The organism is Pseudoxanthomonas japonensis, from assembly GCF_010093445.1.
GTDB lineage: Bacteria > Pseudomonadota > Gammaproteobacteria > Xanthomonadales > Xanthomonadaceae > Pseudoxanthomonas_A > Pseudoxanthomonas_A japonensis.
Map to the genome: position 1 here is coordinate 30,022 of NZ_PDWW01000020.1, position 16,431 is coordinate 46,452.

A 16,431-nucleotide genomic window follows, 5' to 3' on the forward strand; every position below is an offset into this window, starting at 1 on the left:
TAAGACCGCATGCTTGCGGCGGCGTCGACAGCAGGTGACGTCAGGCGATCCCGAGACCGGGAATCGCCGTGATGGCGTCCGGGTCGAAGCCCGCCAGTTCGGCAAAATGACGGCCACGCGCGACGTAGTCCTTGTACTGGCCGAAGCTCGGCGCGCCAGGCGACAGCAGCACGACGCCGCCTTCGCCCAGGGCCGCCCGTGCGGCAGCGACCGCCTCCGGCAACGTCCCGGCGGCCATCAGCGTGAAGCCGGCCTCCTGCGCCACCGGCGCAAGCAGGGCATGGATGCGCGGGCCGTTGGCCCCCATCGTGACGATGGTTGCGGGCGCACCGTCGCGCATGTGCTCGGCAAACTCGGACCAGTCCACGCCGCGGTCGTGCCCGCCAACCAGCAGCGCGATACGCCGGCCGGCGAAACAGTCCAGTGCGGCCAGCGTGGCGTGTGGCGTGGTGCTGATCGAGTCGTTGACCCAGGTGATCCCGTCGCGCGTGCCCATCACTTGCAGGCGGTTCGGCAGCGGACGGAACGACTGCGCGTGCGCCGCCAGCGGTCGTGCTTCGATGCCCGTCGCTTCCAGCGCGGTCAGCACCGCACAGAGATTACTGCGGTTGTGGCGACCGGGCAGCGGCAACGGACGCGTGTCCATGACGAACACATCGCCGCGGTACAGGTCATCCTCGCGAAGATGCCAACCGTCCGCGCGGTTGAACCAGCGGATCTCGCTGTTCGGCAACCGGAGTGCGGCCAGCCGCGGGTCGGCCGCATTGAGCACGGCAATGCGCGGGTGCGCGTCGGTGACGAGCTTCAGCTTGTCCTCGATGTAGCGCGCTTCACTGCCGTGCCAGTCCAGGTGTTCCGGGAACAGGTTCAGCACGACGGCGACATCGGGATGCGCACCGCTCACCGCGACATCGCCGGTCTGGTAGCTCGACAGCTCGATGGCCCACGCCTCCGGCGCTGGCTGCGGATCCAGCACTTCCAGCATCGGCACGCCGATATTGCCGACCAGTGCGGTGCGGCGCCCGGAGGCGCGCAACAGATGCGCCAGCAGCGAGGTCGTGGTGCTCTTGCCCTTGGTGCCGGTGACGCAGAAGGTGTTCGAGACCACACCGTTGTCGCCCGCATGCTCGGCGAACCACAGGCTGGTGCCACCGATGAAGCGCGTGCCCGACGCCGTGGCCGCCACCGCTGCCGGTCCATTGGGACTGATGCCAGGCGACTTGATGACAACATCGAACGCCGACAGCCGCTCTGCCGTCGCCTGTGTCTCGACAGAGAGCAGTTTGTCGTCCAGCGCGGCGGCCTCGACGGCTTCCGCCTCGCTGCAGAACAGCGTCAGCGGCATCGAAAGCAGGCGCGAACGTACCGCGAGATAGGCGGCACGGCCTTCGCGACCCCAGCCCCAGAGGGCGACACGCTTGCCCTCAAGCTGCGAAATTCGCACGCAGGCGCTCCCACAGCGCGGCGGGAATGCGGTGTTCGCCGCCGATTTCCAGCAACGGCGCCACCGCCAGTTCCGCGGCATCGAGCTGCGGGCGGATCTCGTGGTTGAAGCGCGCAACGATCGCGTCCTCGCGCCATTCCGGCCGGTCGCCGAGCGTCGCCATCGCCGCACGCGACTCCTGGCCCTCGCCAACGCATTCGAACGGCTTGTGGTCCTGGTACTCCAGCAACGCATCGAACCCACCCGTCTGGTTCACGTCATCCAGCAGGTTGCGGCCGAAGATGCCGACCAGGCGCGGCTTGGGCATGAACGGCGCCAGCGCCAGGAACACGAAGTGGCACTTCGGGCACACGCCGCACCAGCGGTTGGTCGGGCGCTCGCCGAGCAGGTGGAAATTGCGGTTGCAACTGGAGAAATGCGCGTCGTAGTGGTCGGTGCGCGCGAACTGCCGCGCCACCGCCAGCTCCGAGAGCGGGCGCAGCAACGAGTAGTAATGCAGATCCGCGGCGACATGCGACTGGACATAGTCGCCGAACGCCTGCTCGAAGGCCCAACCCTTCGACCACTGGTGGTTCACTTCGCCGGTGCCGGGAATCATGCTGCCGTAGCTGGCCGAGCGCTCGTTGGAGAACACCACCTGGTCCACGCCGTGCAGCAGCGCGGCCAGCACCATGATCGCCGAGTTGATCGCGGTGACCGGGATATGCCCGTTCCACGCACCCTGGCGGTTGTACTCGAACAGCTCCGGCGCCAGCGCACGGCCGATGTTGAGCGTGGGCAGGCCCGTACGCGCTGCGCAGGCCGCGATCAGCTGCGAACCGCCGATCCACGTCACCGTCTGGTCGACGCCGGCACCCCGCAGCGCCTCGATGCTGACCAGCGAATCCTTGCCGCCGCCGATGGCGACCAGCGCATGCTCATGTAGGCCAGCGGCGGGCGCGCGGGACTGCGCCTGAGCGCCGACCGGGAAACGCACACGGCCATGCAGGCTCAGGCCGTTGCGGTAGGCGAACTCGCCCAGCCCGTGCACGTAGACCTGCTCCATCAGCACGGCGGTCGCTGCGTCGATGGCATAGCCGTCGATGCGGATCTCGCTGGGCACCGCCGCCTTGTAATAGCTGACGCCAGTGATGAGGTGCAGCAGGCGCACTGCCTGCTCGACCGCCTGCGTGCGCGTGGCATCCAGCGTGAACGGCGCGCCGGGAATCGTGACGGTTTCCGTCAGCTCCGGGCCGTCGTCGAAGGCGTACACCAGCCGCGCGACGCCGGTTTCCGTCTCGAAGGAACAGCGGACGAAGCGGAAGGCGCGGATGGCGGATTTGTCGAAGTTCGTCATGCGGGGTCCGTACAAGGAACGGCCTGCCGTCGCAGGTAGCGACGGCAGGCGAAGTATTCAAGGAGGAACGCGGGTGCGGCGCCGAACACGATCGCCGCCAGCGAGCCATAAAAGACGATGATCGGCAACCAGGCCAGGGATTCCCGCAGGTTGCCCGGACTCGCGGCGGCCATCTGGTCGATCGCCAGCGTGACCGCCGCCCAGGCGGCGAGCGCCAGCGGGAACAGCAGGAACACCACCAGCAAGGTACGCAGCGTCATGCCTCCCGGCTTCCAGTGGCGGCCCATCGCCACGACGCGCCCATGCCAGCGGGTGGAAAACCAGGCCCCTACACCCGCTGCCAGCAGTACGGCAGGCGCGATGCGCAGCGCGGAGGCGACGTCCCGCATGCCGGCATGACGCTCCACCCCCACCAGCCACGCGATGCCGACCGTCAGCACCGCGGCAACCAGCAGGCTGGCTCCGATGAACTCAGCCCGCGGCGACATCGCCGGACACTCCTTCGATGACGTCCTCTGCCGGCAGACCACGCAGGTTGTAATGGCTGGCCATCACGAATCCGTAGGCACCTGCATCGGAGAACAGCAGCACATCGCCTTCGGCCGTCGCCGAGGCCAGCTTGCGGCGCTTGCCGAAGATGTCGCTCGACTCGCAGATCGGACCGACCACGTCGAACGGTTCCTGTTCGGTGTCGTCCAGGCGCGACAGGTTGGCCACGTCGTGCCAGGCGTCGTACAGCGCCGGGCGGATCAGCGTGTGCATGCCGGCATCGCTGCCGACACGACGGATGCCGAGCTTCTCGACGACCTGGGTGACGTGCGCCAGCAGGACGCCCGATTCGGCGACCAGGTAGCGACCCGGCTCGATGACAAGCTGGTAGGCCGGATAAGCGGCCTTGATCGCGGCCAGGCCTTCGCCCCACGCCGCCAGGTCGAACGGCTCGTCCCCTTCGGCATACGGAATCGGCAGGCCGCCGCCGATGTCGATCGTCTCGATGGTGCCGATCTGGTCGGCCAGTCCACCCAGCTCATCGGCGATCTGGTTCCAGTGCTGCGCGCTTTCCACGCCACTGCCGAGGTGCGCGTGGAGGCCGGTGATGCGCACGTCGATCGCACGCGCCGCGGCGAGGAATTCGTCCAGCTTGGCCAACGGCAGGCCGAACTTCGAGCTCTTGCCGCCCGTCTTGACCTTGTCGTGGTGGCCGTCGCCGCGACCCAGGTCCACGCGCAGCCACAGCCGGCGTCCGCGGAACACCTCAGGCCATTGCTGCAGCGCCTCGACATTGTCGAGGGTGACGTTGATGCCGCGCTCAAGCGCGAACGCGTACTCGGCGCGCGGCGCGAAACTCGGTGTGAACAGCACGCGCTCCATCGGCAGCGACGGCGCAATCTCGAACACGCGCTCCAGTTCGCCCCGCGAGACGCATTCCAGACCAAAGCCTTCTTCCACCAGCGCCCGCAGGATAGTCGGATGCGAGTTGGCCTTGATGGCGAAGAAGCGCCGATCCACCGCGGTGATCGCGGCCAACGCGCGGGCCCGCGCACGCACGACGTCCAGGTCGTAGACGTAACGCGGCGTTTCGCCCTGTGCCAGGGACAGCAGCCGATCGCGCGCGGACGGCGCGCTCCACCAGCGCACGCCGCGGTGGCGCACGGCGCCGTTGATCTCGCGCCAACTGGGCCCGAACACGCTGGCCTCGTCGGCCGGCATCGCGCCGCTTTCGATCAGCGCCTCGTGCAGCAGCGGAAGCATGCCGTCGGCGTCGGCTTCGTCGATGACGAAGGTCAGGTTGAGATCGTTCGACGACTGCGAGATCAGGTGCACCCGCTCGCGGCCGAACATCGCCCACACGTCCGACAGCTTGTGCAGCAGCGAACGCATGCCGCGCCCGACCAGGGTAATCGCCGTGCACGGCGCGATCACCTTGACCCGGCAAATCTCGGCCAAGTCGGCAGACAGCGCGGCCAGCACGTCGGTGTTGACCAGGTTTTCGCTGGGATCCAGCGACACGGTGACGTTGGTCTCCGAGGAGCCGATCAGGTCCACCGACAGGCCATGCTTCTTGAAGCGCGCGAACACGTCCGCCAGGAAGCCGACCTGCTGCCACATGCCGATGCCTTCCATCGACACCAGCACGATGCCGTTGCGGCGACTGACCGCTTTCACGCCGGGCACGGTCAATGCCGTGCCGTCGATGGTGGTGCCGGGCAGTTCGGGACGCTCGGTGTCGAGGATCGCCATCGCCACGCCGGCATCGCGGCAGGGCTTGATCGAGCGCGGGTGCAGGACCTTGGCGCCGGTCGTCGCGATTTCCTGCGCCTCGTAATAGTCCAGTCGTGTCAGCAGGCGTGCGTCGGGCACTTCGCGTGGGTTGGCGCTGAACATGCCGGGCACGTCGGTCCAGATTTCCACGCGCTGCGCACCGAGCAGGGCGCCGAAGTATGCCGCCGACGTATCCGAGCCGCCGCGGCCGAGGATGGCGGTACCGCCGTCGGCGTGCCGCGAGATGAAACCCTGGGTCAGCAGCATCCGGTTCGCCTGGCCGGCGAACGCACGGCGCCAGTCCTGGTCGGGCGCGGTATTGCACGACACCGACAGCCGCTGCGCCCACGGGCTCTGGTTGGGCAGGAAGTTCGCCTGCAGCCAGTGCCGCGCGTCGACCCAGCCGAAATCTAGGCCCTGCGCGCGCAGGTAGGCGACGCCGATCGTCGAGGAAAGCAGTTCGCCCTGCCCCAGCACCTCGGCCTGCCAGTCCAAGGTGCGACTCGCGGCACGCGGATCCGTGAGCAGGTTGCGCAACGCGGCCAGGCGATCGCCCAGCACGGCATCGGCGTCGAGCTCCAGTTCCGCGAGGAACTCACGGTGGCGCTGCTCTAGCGTCGCCACGCGCTCGGCGCTGTCCGCGGCGCCGTCGGCGATCGCGGTCAGTTCGTTGGTCACGCCGGACAGCGCCGATACCACCACGAGGATCCGGGCCTCGTTCTCGTCCGCCCGTTTTTTCGCCAGCGTACCGATCGTGTTCCAGCGGTGGCGACGCGACACCGAGGTGCCGCCGAACTTGAGGACGATCCAACGATCAGACGCGGGGGTGGCAGAGGGCATGGATAGAATGGGGGTGGGATGCCCGAACCCTTCGGGCGTGAACCGTCGATTCTAGCCCAAGCTCCCGGGCCCGACCGGACCGTACCGCATGCAACGAACCTCCCACCGCTATCTGCAGGTCGACGTATTCGCCGATCGTCCCGGCGCGGGCAACCCACTGGGGGTGGTCATGGATGCCGATGGCTGGGATACCGACCGCATGCAGGCGTTCGCGGCTTGGACCAACCTGTCCGAAACCATCTTCTTCCTGACGCCGACCACCCCGCACGCCAGCTACCGCATCCGCATCTTCACCCCGCGGCAGGAGCTGCCGTTCGCGGGGCATCCGAGCGTCGGCGCCGCCTGGGTGGCGCTGGAGGCCGGCCTGACCGATGACGCGGACAGGCTGGTGCAGGAATGCGCGGCCGGCCTGCTGCCGATCCGTATCGACGGCAGCGGACGCCAGCGGGCGATCCGGTTGCGGGCACCGCGCGCACGTCGCGTCGATGCAACAGCATCGCCTGCCCTCTTGGACGCCGTGGTCGCGCACCTTCCCATCGCGGGCCTGGCCCCCGCCCTCTGGAACAACGGACCTTCGTGGTGGCTCGTTGAAACGGAGGACGCCGATGCCGTCCGGCGCCTGGCGCCCGACCTGCCTGCCATCGCCGCGCTGACGCAGGCGACCGCGGCCGTCGGCCTGGCGGTCTTCGGCCGCACGCCGGCGGGCACCGACCCTGACCTCGCCGTGCGTGCCTTCTGCCCGGCCGACAACATCCCGGAAGATCCGGTCACCGGCAGCGTCAACGCGTGCATTGCTGCCGCACTCCACGCCGCCGACGCGCTGCCCGGCAACGACCGGTGCTATACCGCCAGCCAGGGGCGCGAACTCGGCCGCGACGGTCGCGTCGCCTTGCAGGTCGATGACGAGGGCGAAGTCTGGATCGGCGGTCAGGTGCAGTTGGTCATCGACGGCCGGGTGACTTGGTAAGCTGCGCGGCCCCCACGCGACCACGTCCCCCATGACCCTCCGCCGCTACGTCCAGCTGGACGTATTCGCCGACCGCCCCGGCGCCGGCAACCCGCTGGCCGTCGTCCTCGACGCCGCCGGCCTCGACGACGCCGCCATGCAGGCCATCGCCCGCTGGACGCGCCTGCCGGAAACCACGTTCGTGTTCGCCCCCACTCAGCCGGGCGCGAGCTATGCCGTGCGCATGTTCAGCCCGCGCCGCGAAGTACCGTTCGCGGGCCACCCCAGCGTCGGCACCGCCCATGTCGTGCTCGATGCCGGCCTCGCCTCGCCCGTCGACGGCCTGCTGATGCAGGAAGGCGCAGCCGGCGTGCTGCCGCTGTGCGTGGATGGCGAAGGCGCCTCGCGCACGATCGCCGTTCGCACGCCGCGGGCACACGTCGTGAAGATCGGTGAGCCGGCTTCCGATGATGTGCTGCGTGCAACCCTCGCAACTTTACCTGCCGGCGACCTGCCGCCCGCCCTGGTCGACGGTGGTCGCCGCTGGTGGCTGGCGGAGGTGCGCGACGAGGCCGCACTGCGTGGAGCGATACCGGACTGGGAAGCCATTGGCGCGCTCGCCCGTGCCAGCGAAAGCATGGGTGTCTGTGCGTACGCACGCACGCCTGGGCAGCCGTATGACCTGGCCGTACGTGCCTTCGTCGGCGCGCCTGCCGCATTCGAGGATGCCGCCTCCGGTGCCGCCAACGCGACGCTGGCGGCCTGGCTGGCGGCGCGCGATGCGCTGCCCGGCCGCGACGGCCGCTACATCGTCAGCCAGGGCCGCGAAGTCGGCTACGACGCGCGCCTTCAACTGCGCGTGGACGACGCGGGCGACGTGTGGTCCGGCGGCCATGTGCGTACCATCGTGACCGGTGAGATCGACTGGTAGTGGCATCCGGTTTTTTGTAGGAGCGACGTAAGTCGCGACCGCGGACCCTCTCTGCTGCAGATGCATGGGACAAGCGCATGCAGGTCAGCCCTGTCCCGGATGCGTTCGACTGCACGGTCGCGACTCACGTCGCTCCTACAGAAGCCTGAGATCTACTTCGCCTCGTAGACAGGCTTGCCGTCGACCCAGGTCGAACGGACATGCAGGTCGTCGAGTTGCTCGCCCGGAATCGCCAGCGGATCCTCGTCCAGGATGACGAAATCGGCGTGCAGACCCGGCGCGAGCCGGCCCACCGCTTTCTCGTCGTGCCCTGCCCATGCGGCATCCGCGGTGAATCCGCGCAATGCCTCAGCAGCGCTCAAACGTTGGTCCGGCATCCACCCGCCGTCGGGGTGATCCTTGCCGTCCTGCCTTGTCACCGCTGCATGCAGGCCGCGCCGCGGGTCCACCGACTCCACCGGGAAATCCGAGCCCAGCGCCAGCTTCACACCACTCCCCTGCAACCGCTGCCACGCATAGGCGACGGTGATGCGCACCGGCCCCAGACGATCCTGCGCCCATGGCATGTCGGACGTGGCATGCGTCGGCTGCATCGAGGCGATCACGCCGAGGGCGGCGAAGCGCGGGAATTCTTCCGGCGCCACCACCTGCGCATGCTCGATGCGCCAGCGATGGTCGGTCTTGGCGGCATCGCCCAGCACGCGCTGGTAGGCATCCAGCACCAGTCGATTGCCGCGGTCGCCGATCGCATGCGTCGCCACCTGCACCTTGCAGTCTCGTGCCTTGCGCATGGCGACCTCCAGCGCCGCCGGCTCGGTCACCAGCAGGCCGCGATTGCCGGGATCGTCGCTGTAGTCCTCCAGCAGCGCGGCACCGCGACTGCCCAACGCGCCATCGGCATACAGCTTCACGCCGGTCATCTGCAGGCGACCGCCGGCATGGCGATATGGGCCCTGCGCGCACAGGTCGGCCAGTGCGGCGCCATCGCCGTCCGCATAGGCATCGATGCGCAGTGGCAGGCGACCTTCGTCGGCGAACTGCTTCATCAGTGCCAGATCCTCGCGCGACACGCCCATGTCGTGCACGCCGGTCAGGCCATTTTGCACCGCCGCCTGCGTGGCCTTCTCCAGTGCCTGCCGACGGTAGGCCGCATCGGGCGCCGGCACCACGGCATTGACCAGCACCATCGCGGCATCGACGAACACACCGCTCGGCTTGCCATCAATGCGCTCGATGCGCCCGCCGTCCGGTTGCCAGTCGCCGCCCAGCGGACGCGGCGCCTTCGCGGCCACCGCACGCAGGGCCGCACTGTTCGCCCAGCCGGCATGGCCATCCACGCGCTCGAGCCAGACCGAGCGATCGGGGAATGCGGCATCGAGATCCGCCGCGGTCGGGAACGTCCTCTCCGGCCAGTCGTTCTGGTCCCAGCCGCCACCCAGCAGCCAGGCATTCGGCGGCAGTTGCTTTTCGAACGCGCGCAGGCGCGCGATCACTTCCGCCTTGTCCTCGGCATCCACCAGGTCGGCGCGCATCAAGGCGTATCCCAGCCCCATGACATGGCCATGCGCATCGATCAGGCCGGGGATCACCGTCTTGCCGGCGGCGTCGATGCGTGTCGCATCCGGATAGCGCGCAAGCAGTTCGCGCGCGCCGCCAACGGCCAGGATGCGCCCGTCGGCATCCCATGCCATCGCTTCCGCGACGGGCCGTGAGGCATCGGACGTGTGCACACGCGCCGCCGTCACCACCTGCACCTGTGCCTGCACGGCACCCGCGCACATCAACAGCCCGCCCATTCCCCATGCCAGATGCCGCATGCCTCGCTCCCACGCTGATCCAGCGGTGGACTATGCGCGGTGCGGCGCACGACGGCAACGGCAGCAAAAAAGGGGCCTTGCGGCCCCTTTCGCGGCATTCCCCTGCTTACCGCCCCGGGTTTCCGCGCAACGCGACGGTCATTCGGGGCGCACGTCCACGCGCACGCGCATCCGCTCGCCGGGGTGGTAACCGGTGCGGGTGTGGTAGGTGCGGCCGCCGTATTCATAGGTGACGTCGTAACCGGATACGCGTCCGTCGCCGTAGTAGTCATCGCCATAGCGGCCGTCGCTCACCGGCACGGGATCACAGACTCGCACCTGGCCGCGCTGCACCTGGCGGTTGCGCTGGTTGTTGTGGTAGATGGAACGGCCCGCCATGCCGCCGACCATCGAACCGACCGCCGTGCCGACGTAGCGACCGCTGCCGTCGCCGACCTTGCTGCCCAGCACCGCACCGGCGATGCCGCCGATCACCGTAGCCACCGTGCGACCGGCCTCGGTTCCGCCGGAGGTCGTGCGCCGGTCGCCATATCCGTTCTGCCCGTAGACATCGCGGTAGTCGCCATTGTCGTAGACATCGCCGTAGCCGCGATTCGAATACCCATCGTCGCGATACCCGTCGCGCGCATAGACATCATCGGCATCGCGGTAGTAGCACCGTTGCGACGTCGTGCTTCGCGCATCGCGGTAACCGCCTTCGATGACGGGATCGACGCGGACAACGCGTGCGTAGTCGTAATAGGGTTCGTCGCCGTAGCGGTCGGACGTACCGTACTGCCGTGAGGTCTGCGCGGATGCCACGCCGGCGGCCAACAGGCCCACGGCCATCACGGCGGCGGAAAGACGCTTCATGTCGGGTACTCCCCCACGCCGGATTGGCGTGGACGCATGCTCGGCCCGCCCGGGTGAAATCGGGCTGAACTCAACCGACCTGAACCGCGTGGTTTAGCCATTCGACAGCTTGCGCGGCGATGCCGGTCGCGTGCCGGTCCAGCAGTGGCCCGACATGGGAGGGAGACACCGTTTGCAGCACATCGGACGACCATGCGGCCGCCATCGCCGATGGGATCGATGGCGGGACGTCGTCATCGACCTGCGACAGCACGAGCAGCACCGGACACGCGGGCCGCGCGATCTCGTCGCCCGCATACGCATGACGCAGCACCGCACCGGACTCATCGCGCCAGTGGCGGAAGGCGAACAGCGCCGTCGCCTCGTCGGCATCCGGCAACGCACGCCGTGTACCGTCGAGGCGCGCTTGGCGATGCCACGGGACGATGTCCGGCCAGGTGCGCACGATCAGGTCCGAATGCCACGGCGCCGGCGGCAGCGGATTCACGAGTACGACCGCATCCGCGGCCTCAGCCACGTGGAGCGCCAGCAGACCACCCAGGCTGGCGCCGACCACGACGCGTGGCCGCGGCATTACCGACAACGCGTCGCGCACCTGCTGCAGGTAATCGTCGAAGCCGGTGGCCGCGAGTCCCGCGGCCACCGGCTGCAGATCCGGCGCGGCGACGGCGATGCCCTTCGCCTCGAACACGCCGCGCCACACGTTCCATTCCCAGCCGCCACCGCCGGCGCCATGCACCAGCAGCGCGGCCCGGATGGCGGTCAAAGCAGCGTCGCCTCCAGTGACACCGGCACCGACAGGGCGCGCGAGATCACGCAGCCGGCCTTCGCCTGCTGGGCGATCTCCTCGAACTGCGCGGCGCTGATGTCCGGCACGCTGGCCGACACAGTCAGCTTGATCGCGGTGACGGTCGGGCCCGGATCCATGCCCGGCTCCATCGTCGCCTCGGCGCGCGTCTGCAGCTTGTCCGGCGTGAAGCCGGCCTTGCCCAGCACCGCCGACAGCGCCATGGTGAAGCAACCGGCATGCGCCGCCGCCAGCAGTTCCTCCGGATTGGTGCCCTTCTCGTCGCCGAAGCGCGTCTTGAAGGAATAGTTCTGGCCTTCGAACAGGCCGCTCTGCGGCGTGCTCAACGTGCCCTTGCCGGACTGCAGGTCGCCGCTCCACACCGCATCCGCATAACGCTTCAAAGCCATGGTCGTGCTCCATCAGGGTCAGGGGAGCGCAGGGTACACCCGCGGATGTTCACGGCATGTACCGCAGTGCGGCTTGACCCCGCCCACCCACGTGCCGATGCTGGCCGTCCGCCATGACCGCCCGCCGAGCGCCACGCTCACGGGATGCGCTCAGCCCGGACAGCCATGACGGCCCTTCGACCCCAACCTTCGGGAGGAACGGCCTCATGTCGTACAGCACGCAACAGATCCGCAACGTGGCCCTGGCGGGCCACCCCGGCGCCGGCAAAACAACCTTGTTCGAAGCCCTGCTGCATGCCGGCGGCGCCCTCCAGGTGGCAGGCACCATCGAGCGCGGTACCACGGTCTCGGACCACGATCCAATCGAGAAGGCCCGCGGCCATTCCATCGACACCGCCATCGCCAGCACCGACCACGGCGGCATGCACGTCAACCTGATCGACACGCCCGGCTATCCGGAATTCCGCGGCCCCACGCTGTCGGCGTTCTCCGCGGTGGATACCGCACTGATCGTGGTCGATGCCGACAGCGGCGTCGCCCACGGCACCCGCCGCCTGATGGAACGCGCCCGCGAGCGCAACCTGTGCCGCGCCATCGTCATCAACAAGATCGACCACGAAGGCGCCGACGCGGCCGGCGTGCTGGCCGCGCTGCGCGAGGAGTTCGGGCCGGAAGTGCTGCCGCTCAATCTCCCCGCGCAGGATGGCAAGGCCGTGATCGACTGCTTCTGGCAATCGGCCGGCGATTCCGACCTCGGCGCGGTCGCCGACTGGCACCAGAAGATCATCGACCAGGTCGTCGAGATCAACGAGACGGTGATGGAGCACTACCTGGACCTGGGCGAAGGCGGCCTGTCCGGCGAGGAACTGCACGACGCCTTCGAGCAGTGCCTGCGCGAAGGACATCTGGTGCCGGTGTGTTTCGCGTCCGCGCGTACCGGCGTCGGCGTGAAGGAACTGCTGGACGTGGCCGAACGGCTGTTTCCGAATCCGGCAGAAGCCAACCCGCCACCGTTCGTGAAGTCCAACGGCAGCGGCCAGCAACGGATCGAAGCGGTTCCCGACCCGCGTGCGCACGTCATCGCCGACGTCTTCAAGATCGTCAACGATCCCTTCGTCGGCAAGCTGGGCATCTTCCGCGTGTACCAGGGCACGCTGAAGAAGGACACGCAGCTGTTCGTCGATGACGGCAAGAAGCCGTTCAAGGTCGGCCACCTGTTCAAGCTCAAGGGCAAGGACCACGTGGAAGTCGAGCAGGCCATTCCCGGCGACATCGCCGCCGTGGCCAAGGTCGACGACCTGCACTTCGATGCGGTGCTGCACGACAGCCACGACGAGGATCACATCCACCTGGCGCCAGTGGCGTTTCCGAAGCCGATGTTCGGCCTGGCGATCGAGGCGGCCAGCAAGGGCCAGGAACAGAAACTGTCCATCGCCCTGCAGAAACTGGCCGAAGAGGATCCCGCCTTCGTCGTCGAGCACCAGCCCGAGTTGAACGAGACCGTCATCCACGGCCTGTCCGACCTGCACCTGCGCGTGATGCTGGAGCGGTTGAAGGAACGGCACGGCGTGGAAGTGAAGACGCGGCCGCCGCGCATCGCCTACCGCGAGACCATCGGCGCCAAGGCCGAAGGCCACCATCGCCACAAGAAGCAGACCGGCGGCGCCGGGCAGTTCGGCGAGGTCGCCCTGCGCATCGAGCCGCTGCCGCGTGGCGCCGGTTTCGAGTTCGTCGACGAAGTGAAAGGCGGCACCATCCCCGGGCAGTTCCTGCCGGCCGTGGAAAAAGGCGTGCGCCAGGTGCTGGGCAGTGGCGCGGTGGCGGGTTATCCGCTGCAGGACATCCGCGTGGTCGTCCATGACGGCAAGCACCACGCGGTGGACAGCAAGGAGGTCGCGTTCGTCGCCGCCGGCAAGAAGGCCTTCCTCGACGCCATCGCCAAGGCGCGGCCGCAGGTACTGGAGCCGGTGGTCGACCTGGAAGTCGCCGTGCCCGAAGCGCAGGTCGGCGATATCACCGGCAGCCTGGCCGGCAAGCGCGCCCGCATCAACGGCACCGACGCGACGCGCGGCGAGATCGTGGTAAGGGCTCAGGTACCGTTGGCGGAACTGGAGGGCTACGCTGCGGAACTGAAAGCGATGACCGCCGGCCAGGGACGCTACCGCCTGGATTTCAGCCACTACGAGCCGGTGCCGCCTGGCGTCCAGCAGAAGCTGGTGGACGCCTACAAGCCGCGGCACGACGACGATTGAGCGTCGCAGGGGTGCGGCATCCGGTCGCGGCGGCATGCGACGGATGCCGCTTGCGGTGCATGTGAGTGAGGTGATTTCGTCATGCCGACCGGCGATTTCCGACGCGCGGCGATGGAAAAACGGAAAAAAAGCGAAAAAAAAGGCGTTTCAGGGTCGATCTGCCCTTGGCGCCGCCAGTTCTTTGCCCTACATTTCGCTTGCCGATGCGATCGGCCCGATTACCCAACCACTCGACAGTAGAGACAGGACACATGGCAAAGAGCACCAAGAAGGCCGCGCCGAAGAAGGCCGCCAAGAAAGCTGCACCGAAGGCCGCCGCCAAGCCGGCCGCGCCGAAGCCGATCAAGGAAGCGCTGAGCAAGTCGGGCCTCGTCGCCCACATCGCCGAAGCCACCGCCGTTGCCGCCAAGGACGTCCGCGCCGTGCTGGCTTCGCTGGAAAGCGCCGTGCACGCCTCCGTCAACAAGAAGGGCGCTGGCGCCTTCACGCTGCCGGGCCTGCTGAAGATCACGGCCGTCAACGTGCCGGCCAAGCCGAAGCGCAAGGGCATCAACCCGTTCACCAAGGAAGAGCAGTGGTTCGCCGCCAAGCCCGCCACGGTGAAGGTCAAGGTCCGTCCGCTGAAGAAGCTGAAGGACGCCGCAGCCTGATCGCTGCGCACCTCGCGGTTGCAAGAAGGGACGGCCTGGCCGTCCCTTCTTTTTTGCGCGTGTCGTGCGGACCATGGCCGTTGCCTGTCCTTGTAGAGCGGAGCTTGCTCCGCTGCTTTCCGGCCCCGTTCGCGGAAGCATGCCGAAAGAGCAGAACAGTCCAGCAAGCTCGACGCTGCGCTGCCGCCCCTGCCGTCCGTCACCCTTGTCCTGACGCCTCCACGCCCTAAGATCGTCAGGACATCCCTCCACGCAAGGCATCGACCGCATGAAGATCCAGGGCTTCCTCGACCATCTGCTGAAATCCTCCAGCGGCAGCGGCAGCGTGCTCAACGCCGACTTCGGCAAGGGTGCGATTTCCGGCGGCGCACTCGGCCTGCTGCTGGGCAAGAACAAGACCACGCGCAAGCTGGCCACCTACGGCGGCCTGGCCGCGATCGGCGTGATGGCCTACCGCGCCTACGGCGAGTACAAGCAACAGCAGGGCGGATTCGCCGCCGGCGCTGCGCCGCAGACGGTCGACCGCCTGCCGCCGCCGCAGGTGGAGCTGCACAGCCAGGCCATCCTCAAGGCGCTGGTCGCCGCAGCGAAGGCCGACGGCCATATCGACGCGCGCGAGCGTGAGGTGATCGAAGGCGAATTTTCCCGCGTCGGCACCGATGCCGACCTGCAGCAGTGGATGCATGCCGAACTGGAGAAGCCGCTGGATCCGGCCGAAGTCGCGCGCGCCGGCAGCACGCCGGAAATCGCCTCCGAGATGTACCTGGCCAGCCTGCTGGTGGCCGACGAGCAGAACTTCATGGAACGCGCCTACCTGGACGAACTGGCCAAGCAACTGAAGCTCGACCCCGCGCTGAAGGCCCAGCTGGAACGCCAGCTCGCGCAGCCGCAGGACTGATCTCCTGATGCGACCGGCCGCCCGCCGCCTGCGACGACTCGCGTGGTCGCTGCTGTGGCTGGCGGTCTTCGCCGGGCTGCTCGCTTGGGCATGGGGACAGCCCTTCATGGCATCCGCCCGCATGCTGTGGGACATCTCGCGCGCACCGCCGCCGCAGGAATTGCCAGTGCCCGTGCAGGGCGTGCGTGTGCGGCAGATCGCGGACACGTTCGGTGCGCCGCGCGGCAGCGACCGCACGCACCAGGGCGTGGACATCTTCGCCAAACGCGGAACGCCGGTGCTGAGTGCGACGCGAGGCGTGGTGGCCTCCGTACGCGACGGGGGGCTTGGCGGCAAGCAGGTCTGGGTGATCGGGCCCGGCCGTGAGCGCCACTACTACGCGCACCTGGACGACTGGGCGGCGGAACTGTCCAGTGGACAGATCGTGCATGCCGGTGACGTGCTGGGCTTCGTCGGTACCACCGGCAACGCGCAGGGCACGCCGCCACACCTGCATTACGGCATCTATGGCGCGGATGGCGCCTACGACCCACTGCCGCTGTTCCACGCCGGCAAGGCGGCCACGACCGCCGACTGAACCGCGGCGGCGCCCGACGGAACAGTCCATCGCGGCGAAGGCGCTCGTTCCCCCGGGCGCACGGGCCTATCTTGGCCCTGTCCCCACCTCGCCTGCCCCATCGCCATGCCCAACGACACGCACCGCTACCGCATCACCGTCACCCCGATCGAGGACGACGGCCTGCAGTGCAACGGCCGCTGCACCATCGAGTTCGAACACACCTGCCACGACGACTGGATGCGCATCCTCGAGAACATCCAGCGCCAGCGTGGCCTCAGCGGCGACGAGCGCGCCGCGCTGGTGGTCGGCACCAAGCTGCTCAGCGGCCTGATGGTGGACCACCGCAAGGACACCGACGACCTGTTCGCGCCGTTGCGCCCGCACATGGGCACCTTCATCGCGGCGCTGAAGGACCGCGCCCGCGACGCCGGCTGACATCCGGCACGC

The 16,431-nt window shown here is 68.3% G+C and carries 15 protein-coding genes; 7 read left to right on the forward strand and 8 right to left on the reverse strand.

Annotated elements, in window-relative coordinates; all coding sequences use genetic code 11:
* Positions 1 to 40 precede the first annotated feature (40 nt).
* Genes murD through CSC78_RS13445 form a run of 4 tightly spaced genes read right to left on the reverse strand, consistent with a single transcriptional unit; the run spans position 41 to position 5,882 of the window.
* Complete coding sequence (gene murD / locus CSC78_RS13430) at positions 41 to 1,444, reverse strand: UDP-N-acetylmuramoyl-L-alanine--D-glutamate ligase (RefSeq protein ID WP_162338370.1); 1,404 nt, start codon at positions 1,442 to 1,444, stop codon at positions 41 to 43.
* Positions 1,425 to 2,780, reverse strand: coding sequence for a UDP-N-acetyl-alpha-D-muramoyl-L-alanyl-L-glutamate epimerase (murL, locus tag CSC78_RS13435; protein ID WP_162338371.1), 1,356 nt, complete (start codon positions 2,778 to 2,780; stop codon positions 1,425 to 1,427). Before murL ends, murD begins: the two co-directional genes overlap by 20 nt.
* Entirely contained in the window at positions 2,777 to 3,268 is a 492-nt protein-coding gene (locus CSC78_RS13440; RefSeq protein ID WP_162338372.1) for a hypothetical protein, read from the reverse strand. Before CSC78_RS13440 ends, murL begins: the two co-directional genes overlap by 4 nt.
* On the reverse strand, positions 3,252 to 5,882 hold the full coding sequence (locus tag CSC78_RS13445) for a bifunctional aspartate kinase/diaminopimelate decarboxylase (RefSeq protein WP_162338373.1): 2,631 nt from the start codon (positions 5,880 to 5,882) through the stop codon (positions 3,252 to 3,254). Before CSC78_RS13445 ends, CSC78_RS13440 begins: the two co-directional genes overlap by 17 nt.
* 88 nt (positions 5,883 to 5,970) lie before the next feature.
* Between CSC78_RS13445 and CSC78_RS13450 the strand changes: the two genes are divergently transcribed.
* Both CSC78_RS13450 and CSC78_RS13455 read left to right on the forward strand, forming a co-directional pair.
* Positions 5,971 to 6,849, forward strand: coding sequence for a PhzF family phenazine biosynthesis protein (locus CSC78_RS13450; RefSeq protein WP_162338374.1), 879 nt, complete (start codon positions 5,971 to 5,973; stop codon positions 6,847 to 6,849).
* A gap of 31 nt (positions 6,850 to 6,880) precedes the next feature.
* Positions 6,881 to 7,759, forward strand: a complete 879-nt coding sequence (locus tag CSC78_RS13455; protein WP_162338375.1) for a PhzF family phenazine biosynthesis protein — start codon at positions 6,881 to 6,883, stop codon at positions 7,757 to 7,759.
* A 152-nt stretch (positions 7,760 to 7,911) separates the two neighbouring features.
* Here CSC78_RS13455 and CSC78_RS13460 read toward each other — a convergent pair whose 3' ends face one another.
* The 4 genes from CSC78_RS13460 to CSC78_RS13475 form a co-directional block, all read right to left on the reverse strand.
* Positions 7,912 to 9,576, reverse strand: coding sequence for an amidohydrolase (locus tag CSC78_RS13460; protein WP_162338376.1), 1,665 nt, complete (start codon positions 9,574 to 9,576; stop codon positions 7,912 to 7,914).
* A gap of 138 nt (positions 9,577 to 9,714) precedes the next feature.
* Complete coding sequence (locus CSC78_RS13465; RefSeq protein ID WP_162338377.1) at positions 9,715 to 10,428, reverse strand: glycine zipper 2TM domain-containing protein; 714 nt, start codon at positions 10,426 to 10,428, stop codon at positions 9,715 to 9,717.
* A 70-nt stretch (positions 10,429 to 10,498) separates the two neighbouring features.
* On the reverse strand, positions 10,499 to 11,194 hold the full coding sequence (locus tag CSC78_RS13470; protein WP_162338378.1) for an alpha/beta hydrolase: 696 nt from the start codon (positions 11,192 to 11,194) through the stop codon (positions 10,499 to 10,501).
* The gene (locus tag CSC78_RS13475) at positions 11,191 to 11,625 is read right to left on the reverse strand and encodes an OsmC family protein (RefSeq protein WP_162338379.1); all 435 of its coding nucleotides are present in this window, start codon (positions 11,623 to 11,625) and stop codon (positions 11,191 to 11,193) included. Before CSC78_RS13475 ends, CSC78_RS13470 begins: the two co-directional genes overlap by 4 nt.
* Before the next feature lie 206 nt (positions 11,626 to 11,831).
* Between CSC78_RS13475 and fusA the strand changes: the two genes are divergently transcribed.
* The 5 genes from fusA to CSC78_RS13500 all read left to right on the forward strand — a co-directional run bounded on the left by fusA (position 11,832) and on the right by CSC78_RS13500 (position 16,419).
* Complete coding sequence (gene fusA, locus CSC78_RS13480; protein WP_162338380.1) at positions 11,832 to 13,877, forward strand: elongation factor G; 2,046 nt, start codon at positions 11,832 to 11,834, stop codon at positions 13,875 to 13,877.
* Between the two features lie 251 nt (positions 13,878 to 14,128).
* Positions 14,129 to 14,527, forward strand: a complete 399-nt coding sequence (locus tag CSC78_RS13485; protein ID WP_062351169.1) for an HU family DNA-binding protein — start codon at positions 14,129 to 14,131, stop codon at positions 14,525 to 14,527.
* Positions 14,528 to 14,795: 268 nt separating this feature from the next.
* Complete coding sequence (locus CSC78_RS13490; protein ID WP_162338381.1) at positions 14,796 to 15,425, forward strand: tellurite resistance TerB family protein; 630 nt, start codon at positions 14,796 to 14,798, stop codon at positions 15,423 to 15,425.
* A 7-nt stretch (positions 15,426 to 15,432) separates the two neighbouring features.
* Positions 15,433 to 16,002: a M23 family metallopeptidase gene (locus CSC78_RS13495; protein ID WP_162338382.1), complete on the forward strand. Its 570-nt coding sequence runs from the start codon at positions 15,433 to 15,435 to the stop codon at positions 16,000 to 16,002.
* A gap of 105 nt (positions 16,003 to 16,107) precedes the next feature.
* On the forward strand, positions 16,108 to 16,419 hold the full coding sequence (locus tag CSC78_RS13500; protein ID WP_162338383.1) for a DUF3861 domain-containing protein: 312 nt from the start codon (positions 16,108 to 16,110) through the stop codon (positions 16,417 to 16,419).
* The last annotated feature ends 12 nt before the right edge of the window (positions 16,420 to 16,431 follow it).

Coding starts and splice junctions, on each gene's coding strand:
- murL (WP_162338371.1), bottom strand. CDS start 2,780: ATGACGAACTTCGACAAATCCGCCATCCGCGCCTTCCGCTTCGTCCGC.
- CSC78_RS13440 (WP_162338372.1), bottom strand. CDS start 3,268: ATGTCGCCGCGGGCTGAGTTCATCGGAGCCAGCCTGCTGGTTGCCGCG.
- CSC78_RS13445 (WP_162338373.1), bottom strand. CDS start 5,882: ATGCCCTCTGCCACCCCCGCGTCTGATCGTTGGATCGTCCTCAAGTTC.
- CSC78_RS13450 (WP_162338374.1), top strand. CDS start 5,971: ATGCAACGAACCTCCCACCGCTATCTGCAGGTCGACGTATTCGCCGAT.
- CSC78_RS13455 (WP_162338375.1), top strand. CDS start 6,881: ATGACCCTCCGCCGCTACGTCCAGCTGGACGTATTCGCCGACCGCCCC.
- CSC78_RS13460 (WP_162338376.1), bottom strand. CDS start 9,576: ATGCGGCATCTGGCATGGGGAATGGGCGGGCTGTTGATGTGCGCGGGT.
- CSC78_RS13465 (WP_162338377.1), bottom strand. CDS start 10,428: ATGAAGCGTCTTTCCGCCGCCGTGATGGCCGTGGGCCTGTTGGCCGCC.
- CSC78_RS13475 (WP_162338379.1), bottom strand. CDS start 11,625: ATGGCTTTGAAGCGTTATGCGGATGCGGTGTGGAGCGGCGACCTGCAG.
- fusA (WP_162338380.1), top strand. CDS start 11,832: ATGTCGTACAGCACGCAACAGATCCGCAACGTGGCCCTGGCGGGCCAC.
- CSC78_RS13485 (WP_062351169.1), top strand. CDS start 14,129: ATGGCAAAGAGCACCAAGAAGGCCGCGCCGAAGAAGGCCGCCAAGAAA.
- CSC78_RS13490 (WP_162338381.1), top strand. CDS start 14,796: ATGAAGATCCAGGGCTTCCTCGACCATCTGCTGAAATCCTCCAGCGGC.
- CSC78_RS13495 (WP_162338382.1), top strand. CDS start 15,433: ATGCGACCGGCCGCCCGCCGCCTGCGACGACTCGCGTGGTCGCTGCTG.
- CSC78_RS13500 (WP_162338383.1), top strand. CDS start 16,108: ATGCCCAACGACACGCACCGCTACCGCATCACCGTCACCCCGATCGAG.